This window comes from Loktanella sp. SALINAS62 (assembly GCF_018263905.1).
GTDB lineage: Bacteria > Pseudomonadota > Alphaproteobacteria > Rhodobacterales > Rhodobacteraceae > Loktanella.
The window spans coordinates 1-7,770 of the sequence record NZ_JAAFZU010000021.1 but is presented as its reverse complement, the minus strand read 5'-3'; the positions used below and the strand labels follow the sequence as shown (position 1 = coordinate 7,770).

Sequence of the window (7,770 nt, the reverse complement as noted above, 5' to 3'; positions counted from 1 at the left end):
TGGTCTCTGATAGTGTGGCCCTGGTATGGCAACGTAAGAGGAAAGGAGAGGCCAGTATCGATCTGGGTAAGGATCGGTATGGGAAGGGAGGGTCCCCACGACACTCATTCCCTGCGCGGTTCCTTCGAAGACAAGCTTCGTGAGGCAAGCATTGATCGGGAAACCAGCGATGCGATTTTCAGCAACGATGATGTAACGTCCGCATCAGCTTACGGTCATGGACATAGCTTGGCGAAGATGAGGAAGGGAAGCAAACAAGGCAATACACTTTAAGTTTTTTTCCCCAAACCTGACTGGAGCGATGACAATTAGGTCGGGCAAATATTTGATAAGCTGGTCCGCTTTCGGTCCGGAGCTGACCTTGGCCGAGAATCATGATGCTGCGCTGCAGCTCCTCTGAAGCAGTCGTTCGTACATGGCGCAGCATTTCCCAGAATTGGCGAAGGCACAAAAGCCACGCACACCGTGGGAATGGGCGAAAGGGTCTCAAGCCTCAAGAGAAGTGTGCTCAATTTGGAGTTGAAACGAGTGAAGTCACTCTGCGGCCTTGTGCAAAGTAATTGTCGCCTGCTAACGTTCTAGAAGAGCAAGGGTTGTCCGATTAAATGAACGTCGCAAGCAAGCCATCAAAGCATAAAGCCGCCGGACAGTATCTTGGGTACTCCGAGCAAGAAGCCCGTCTGTGCTATTACTTGCTAATGTCTCCTGATGACGCTGACGTTGTAATGGAAGGCGAGGACGATGTCGCCATTCGGTTTTCGGACGGTGGTAAGGTTCTTGAACAAGTCAAAAGCGCAACCAAACATAATGCCCTTTCCGACTGGTCACAGGATCTTTGGAAGACAATTGGAAATTGGGTTGCCGACATTCAAAGTGGCGAAATCGATCTTTACCAAACGACTTTCCGTCTTTACGTCACCCCATCTCAGTCCGGTGGTATCGCAGCCGCCATACACGCAACAAACTTCGGACAGGCCGCGAAAGATTTAAGACAGCTAATTTTGAAGAAACGAGATGCGCTGGAACGAAAACCAAAGTGTAACAAATTTGTGGAGGCATTCCTTGGATTAGACGCAGATAGGTTTCTTGAGTTCGTAACAAGGATATATGTCGAGAGTATACATGAGCGCCCAGAACACTCAGTTGAAGCACTGTGGGGGCCATCCTACAACGATGAAACCAAACGAAGGCTCACGAACTATGCTATCGGCTTAGCGCGCGACAAAGCCAACGAACTTATTAAGTCGGGAGCTGAAGGAGTCGTAAACGCTGGCTCATTCAAGAAGGAAATTCAATTATTCGCAGCACGCCTGAATCTCCCAGCTTTTTTGGTAAGCAGGTCCACTACGCCACCAGATGCGGTCGTCGCAAGTATACACTCAAAGCGCCCCCAGTTCGTACGTCAACTTGAAGTGATAGGAATTGGAGAAGATAAGGAGACACGCGCCATAGCCGACTACCTTCGGGCATCCGCAGACAAGACTATTTGGGCTGAGGAAGGTGATATAGCTCAAAGTGATTTGGACGATCTGGACCGAACGCTGATCCGTTCTTTTAGCGTCCACAAAGGTGAGGTTGAAGACCTTCATGCCGCGCACTCAGTCGAGGTTCGAGGACGGCAGCTATTCAGGCTTTGCCTACGGACGAACGCAAAACTCGCAGGCCAAGAGGTGTCCGGTCATTTCGTTCCGGGAACTTATCACGAATTGGCAGATAGACCTGAAACTGAAATCGGTTGGCATCCTGAGTTTAAGACCATCCTTGGTAGGGACGATTAATTGATTGGTGAATATCACGGCTATTCAGAGCTCGAAATTACTCAAAACCCAGCACTAGGCGCATATGCACTTTGGCAGTTTGGATTGGGTCACCAAGAGCGAAATTCCGACCCAGCCCCACTTGCGTTGGCATTTTTGGTGTTGCCGATGGTCCTACATGCGAAAACATTAACATCCATTTCGTCAACATGGGAAAGTTCAGGCTTAGGCAAGTTTGTTCAGAAGATGAGTGAAAATCGCGAGGAACTATTGTCGATCCATGGGCGAGCTTTGGCAATGCGTCCGCTCAGTTTTAATTCCGTCGTGATTGGAGCTTCCAGAAAGCTTCTTAAGCTTGATTATGAGACCGCAACGATTAGGGCGGCTTCTCCTGAGCTGATCTCCAGGGCGACAGTGCCTGAGAGAGTGAAAAAAGTGGGACCTGCTTCAAGAAAAATTGGGGTTTGGTTTTCACAGCTCGATTCCGTACAAATATTTAGAACGCTTAATGTGAGTCTGTGAAATGTATTTTCAAATTTCCAAGTTGATTATCTGGCCAAAGTCCGGTGAAGATCCACGGGAAGTCGGCTTCGAAGCAGGAAAAATCAATGTAATCACGGGTGCTTCGAAAACAGGAAAGTCGGCAATTATTCCGATTATCGATTATTGTCTTGGCTCATCTAGCTGCTCTATTCCTGTCGGTCTTATTCGCAAGTCATCTGCATGGTTTGGGATTGTCGTGGACACCATTCAAGGTCAGCTATTAATCGCAAGACGTGAACCCGGAGAGCAGAAGAGCACAGATGACTTTTTCATCCTTGAAGGATCATCCGTCGAGATCCCTCATGCGATACCCGGCAAAAATAAAGACCGATCTCAACTAAAGCGGGATCTAGATCGGATGGCAGGATTGCCCGGCATTGGATTTGAGCCGGGTAGTGAAAACCCCTCCAAGACTAGACCGGCTTTTCGCGATCTAATGGCATTTACATTCCAACCTCAAAACGTCGTTGCCAATCCTGATGTGCTTTTCTTCAAGGCTGACACCACGGAGCACCGAGAAAAGCTAAAAACGATTTTTCCCTATATTTTAGGCGCAGTAACATTGACTACCTTGCTAACAAGGTATGAAATTGAGCAATTATCGAGAGATTTGCGACGTAAGGAGGCGCGGCTAACGGCTGAAGCTCGCTCTACCGAAGCTTGGCGTGCGGAGGTAAGTGCTTGGTTTCGGCAAGCTCAGGAGTTTGGGCTTTTGTCACCTGAACAACAGGTTCCATCAGATTGGAACGAAACCGTTGATTTACTCAGGTCGGTGAGCGAACAACGAGAATTAAACGCCAGACCGGGCCTAAGCGGGATGTCGCAAGCCTTGAAGCGGCTCGAGATTCTGAGACGCGATGAAACTGATATTTCGAAGCGCCTATTTAAACACCGTAGTAACCTGAATGAGATGCGCCGTCTGATCGAGAGCAGCGATAAGTATGGAGACGCCTTGCGCATTCAGCGTGATCGCCTTTCCTTGTCAACGTGGCTCAAAACGCTTGGAAACCCCAATGGAGACGACGTTCTTGCTCGGCTGGAAGATCACCAAAGATGGCAAATTGACTCACTTTGTAGTGCGCTCGAGCAAGTCGAAATCCAAGCGTCTTCGCAACCCATGTTATCGGACCGCATGGATAAGGAAATGATCCGCGAAAGGGCCGCCGCAGAGGTCGAGTTTGGGAACCTGAGCGAGATCCGCCAAGAAATGCGGGAGCTAGAAAAGCGCTCAGAGGAAGTAAACGCGGAACTCAAGCGCAGCGAAGACATTTCACGTTTCCTTGGGCGACTGACCCAAGCACTTACTGTCTATGACCGCGCAGATCAAACTGGACCACTTCGCCAAGAGGTCAACTCCATGATGGAGCGGATCGAGGAATTGAAAAATGGCATATCAGATGGTGAAATTGCGAGCAGACAGCGCAACGCACTTTCAGAAGTTGACGCAGAGGCGATGCGGTTAGTGAAGCATCTTGATGCCGAAAATCCAAATAATCCCATTCGGTTAATGATCCGCGAGCTTACTGTCCAAGTCGTTGACGACGGCAAAGAGGCATATCTTTGGCAGATTGGTAGTGGTGCAAATTGGCTAGCCTATCACGTCGCCATGCTGCTTGCCCTGCACGTGTACTTCTTGAAAACCCCGCATCATCCGGTTCCATCGTTCCTCGTCTTTGACCAGCCAAGCCAGGTCTATTTCCCTAGGGCACTAGTGGAACGAGAAGGAGTCTCTACCGACGTTGAGTGGAGGGACGAAGATATCCGAGCTGTTCGAAAAATCTTTGGTGCCTTTTCAAGCGTTATGGAAGGTGCCGCCAACCGGTTGCAAATTATTGTCCTTGATCATGCAGGTGAAGACGTCTGGGGTGATTTTAAGCATGTATATAAGGTGGCTGAATGGAGGGACGGCGAAAAATTGATACCCGATAGCTGGCTCAATTAGAATAGATTGCCCAACCATATTCTCACCAAGGTGAATCACAATAAAAAGCCTCTAAACGGTTCCCTATTCTGGTTGTAGAGCACCTTGAGTTCAGCGTAGTTTGACCTACGAGGTTTCCCCTCGCAAACGCGCTGTCGTAACTGCGGCGTAAGAGCAAAAGTCTGCACAAGAAACGTGCGCCCAACATGAGCTATGTGCACATGGGGTGATTGGAGGGGAACCTCGTGCCAAGTCCGTTCTATTTATTTGGCGGCGCGAGCCGAACAAAAATTCCACCTGAGCTAACGAGCGAAAGTGAACTTCTTAAATACCTTGGTGTTTCCCCTGCTGAACTTAGAAAAATTTGGTGGTTTCGTGGGCGAATGTACTCACATTTCGATATTTCCAAAAAGTCAGGAAAGAATCGACTAATTAGCGCTCCTGATGACCGTCTAAAGATGCTGCAAAAGAAGATCGCTTGCAGTCTTTCCAACCTATACAAGCCCCGAAATCCGGTTCACGGCTTTGTTCCAGATCGATCAGTAAGGACAAACGCCGAGTCGCACTTGCGCCGTCGGTTCATTCTCAACGTTGACCTAAAAAACTTCTTTCCAACGATCACAGAAGCGCGCGTACAGGGCCTGCTCGAAAGCCTTGGTATTGATACGGACGTAGCCGCGATAGTTGCTCGAATCTGCTCGAACAATGGATGCTTGCCTCAGGGAGCACCTTCTAGCCCTGCGATCTCCAACATGATCTGTTTACGGCTCGACAAGACTTTAATTAATTTTTCCAAAGAGCATCGATTGCTCTACACGCGATATGCCGATGACATTACGCTTTCAAGTTTTCAACCTTTGACAGCTTTGTTCGAGGGAGACCGCCCCGACCCTGGAAGGCTCGCCCTTGAAAAGCTGTCCGACGATCTGCGTATGATCTTCAAAAAAAATGGGTTTGAGTTGAATCCAGAGAAGGTTCACTACGCTGACAAGAATTCGCGCAGGATGGTTACAGGAATAAAGATCAATGAAGGTCTGAACGTGGACAGAAGGTATGTCCGAAACGTCCGTTCTGTGTTGTTCAGGGTTGAAACGACCGGCTTGGCCGCCGCTCAGGCCGAATTGAAAACGCGCTTTGGTAAGTCGTGCAAAATCCAAGCGCACCTCCAGGGCAAGATTTCATGGGTTGGTTTTGTGAAGGGACAATCTGATCCAGTTTTTCGCGGATTAGCCAAGCGCTACAACTCTTCATTTCCTGCGAGCCCGATCAAGGTGCACCCAACTAAAGACGAAATTTTTGACCGAGCAGTATGGGTGGTGGAGACCGACGACGATACTGGGACGGCGTTCTTCTTGGACGGTGTTGGGCTTGTGACTGCTGCTCATTGCGTTAAAAATGCATCGGTAATCGAAGTTTTCCATCCCTTGAGAACATCCAACAAATTCAAGGTAATGATCAAACACATTTGCGCACATCGGGACCTAGCAATTCTCGAACACTTAATTCCCTCGACCGAGTACTTCGGGTTGGAAGCATTCGCAGGCTCCGTGACAGTTGGAACCAACACCCTTGCTGCGGGTTTCCCAACCTACGGCCCTGGCGACCGCCTCAACGTTAGACAGGGAAGCATAAGTTCCCTGACTACCAAGAGTGCAGTTCCGCTGATCGAGGTTTCTCAAATGCTCGGGCAAGGTATGTCTGGTGGTCCCTTAATGAATGAGGATCATGCGGTATTTGGAATCATCCACAAAGGCGGTCCAGTAGCCTACGTTACAGAAGATGGAAGCGTTTCTCCGCAACGGCAGCTTGCTGTTGCGATTTCCGAGTTGAAAGCATGGGTAGCAACCTTTCCGTAAGCGATGATGAGTTTACTCAGAGTTACGAGACGGGTAGTTTGATTTCCGCTCAGCTTACTACCCAATGATACCACAAGAAATCAACTATGATTGCAGACCTTAGCGACCCATCCAAGCAGCTGTTTTCATTAATATTAAATGGTTACCGGGGGTAGAGGAAAACTGCTGACACGAGGATTTTCAATTCTAAACTCATAGAAAGCGCCAATTTTCATCAAGGTTTCTCAACACGGGAAACTTGAATGCCCGCTGTGAAAAAGTGGTGAGTTGATGGCTGCAACGCAGTGAAGGCCGACTCCCCGCCCCTGGAGGTTGAGGCGATCTTCCCTTGATCCAACCGGATCACTTTGATCGACCGCCGGGCTTACCCCTTAGTTTGCCTTCCGTGCATCGCTTTGAATCTTTCGGTGTGCGGCAAGTCGATGCTGATATCCCACATCATTTGCCTCTATAAGTAGATCCAAGTCCATATTTACGATGCCATCAGGTCCGATCAGCCGCTCAGATGCAGCAGTTTGAAAGTGTTCCGCTGCCGGTGTAACTTTCAGGTCAGGATTGCGTTTGATCACATCAAGGAATGCTTGTTTCATAGCTACCTCCAAACTGTTTTCCAAACCGTGGTGGACAATAAAGCTGTCGTGCACGGGCAGGACGGGGATGTTGCTTTGAGCAAAATTCAGCATAACTGCCTCGGCAATGTCGCTGTCCATCCTCTGCAAGCGCAGGCCCATGCCAGAGTAAAACAAATGGGCGATGGGATGATGTAATTTCAGAATCGCGTCAGAAACCTGCCTCCACTTCAGCCCAAAGTTCCCAGGCTCCACACCCTTGGGCGCATTCCTCAACGGTTTTTCGGCATTCAACATTGCATTGAAAGCCTGCTTGACCATCGACCGAACCGCTGCTCGGTCTGTACCTGGGGCGATTTCCAGCAGATCGACTACACCGCTATAAGCATTTCCAGGGGGATCAAGACCTTCACGGGCATATAGCATGGTTGGGTGCATGCGGGAGAAATCGATCTCAACAGTGTCTTTGCCATCAATGACCAGGTGTCTACGAAGTTCGCTGGGCATGTTCTGCCAGAATGGCCCATAGAAACGACCACCAGTTGTCAGGTCATGACTGTTCGAAACGCGATACAGCGACCGACGCCGGAAATCGATAGGGTATTCGTTACCGGTTTCAGCTTCCTTCTTGGAGGTGATTTTCGAGATCTCTTCATCCGGCAAGGAGATATCGATCCAAAAGTAGTTCAGAACCGTATTGATGATCTGAAGGTTCTCGCTCATCAGCATGACCTCGTCAGAAGGTTCGGCTGCGACAGCCCGACCACGCTTCCCATCAGTGTCCTTCACGCGAACACGGACCAGTGGATCTGGGGAGAGTGGCGGAAGCAAAGCGGGAAGCACGCTTTGTTCTTCATCAGTGAACATGGAAACGAGGGTATCGGTGGCAACATATCTGGTCAGCTTGCCTTGGTTGGCACCAATACCGGATCGCATGTAGTATCCTGGCTTGGTCACCTTGAGTAAACCAAGTTCAATCATACCCGCATACGCACGCTGTACATGAAGGTTGTAACCAAGGTCGGGATTCAAGGTGCCCTTCCCATACCGATCCTTACCCAGATCGATACTGGCCTCTCCTTTCCTCTTACGTTGCCATACCAGGGCCACACTATCAGAGACCA

General features: G+C 49.4%; 6 protein-coding genes. 5 read left to right on the top strand and 1 reads right to left on the bottom strand.

Annotation, left to right across the window (positions count from 1 at the left end):
* The 5 genes from GZH79_RS07370 to GZH79_RS07350 form a co-directional block, all read left to right on the top strand.
* Positions 1-273: hypothetical protein (locus GZH79_RS07370; protein WP_211643145.1), on the top strand; the 273-nt coding region annotated here is incomplete at its 5' end.
* A 332-nt stretch (positions 274-605) separates the two neighbouring features.
* Complete coding sequence (locus tag GZH79_RS07365) at positions 606-1,778, top strand: ABC-three component system protein (protein WP_211643144.1); 1,173 nt, start codon at positions 606-608, stop codon at positions 1,776-1,778.
* Positions 1,779-2,279, top strand: coding sequence for a three component ABC system middle component (locus tag GZH79_RS07360; protein ID WP_211643143.1), 501 nt, complete (start codon positions 1,779-1,781; stop codon positions 2,277-2,279). It abuts the gene before it with no gap.
* A gap of 1 nt (position 2,280) precedes the next feature.
* Positions 2,281-4,242, top strand: coding sequence for a DUF3732 domain-containing protein (locus GZH79_RS07355; RefSeq protein ID WP_211643142.1), 1,962 nt, complete (start codon positions 2,281-2,283; stop codon positions 4,240-4,242).
* 224 nt (positions 4,243-4,466) lie between these two features.
* The gene (locus GZH79_RS07350) at positions 4,467-6,077 is read left to right on the top strand and encodes a reverse transcriptase domain-containing protein (protein ID WP_211643141.1); all 1,611 of its coding nucleotides are present in this window, start codon (positions 4,467-4,469) and stop codon (positions 6,075-6,077) included.
* A gap of 371 nt (positions 6,078-6,448) precedes the next feature.
* Here the strand turns inward: GZH79_RS07350 and GZH79_RS07345 are convergent.
* A partial coding sequence (locus tag GZH79_RS07345) for a hypothetical protein (RefSeq protein ID WP_211643140.1) occupies positions 6,449-7,770 on the bottom strand: 1,322 nt, incomplete at its 5' end.